The following is a 358-nucleotide window of genomic DNA, read 5'->3' on the forward strand; positions in this document are numbered from 1 at the left end:
GCCGCCGCCGCCGAGATCGCCGCGCGCCGCAACCTCGCGATCGCGATCGACCGGATCTGGCGCAAGGAGCCGGTGCCCTTCGTCCCCAGGATCGTCGCCGCCGTGGAGCGGGCGGCCACCGACCTCGGCTACCCCCACCGCCGCATGGTCTCGGGCGCCGGCCACGACGCCTGCAACCTCGCCGCCGCGGTGCCGACCGCGATGATCTTCGTCCCCTGCCGCGACGGCGTCAGCCACAACGAGTCGGAGTCCGCGAGCGAGGCCGACTGCGCGGCGGGCGCGCAGGTCCTGCTCCACACCCTGCTGGCGCTCGCGAACGCGCCCGGCCCGGAGGCTGAGGCGCGGGGCTGAGCGGGGT

General features: G+C 76.5%; 1 protein-coding gene. It reads left to right on the forward strand.

All coding sequences use genetic code 11. The annotated features are described in order from the left end of the window. The coding region (locus ACLBXP_RS25330; protein WP_447670598.1) for a M20/M25/M40 family metallo-hydrolase at positions 1-351 on the forward strand (351 nt) is incomplete at its 5' end. Between the last annotated feature and the right edge of the window lie 7 nt (positions 352-358).

This window comes from Methylobacterium sp. A54F (assembly GCF_053346035.1).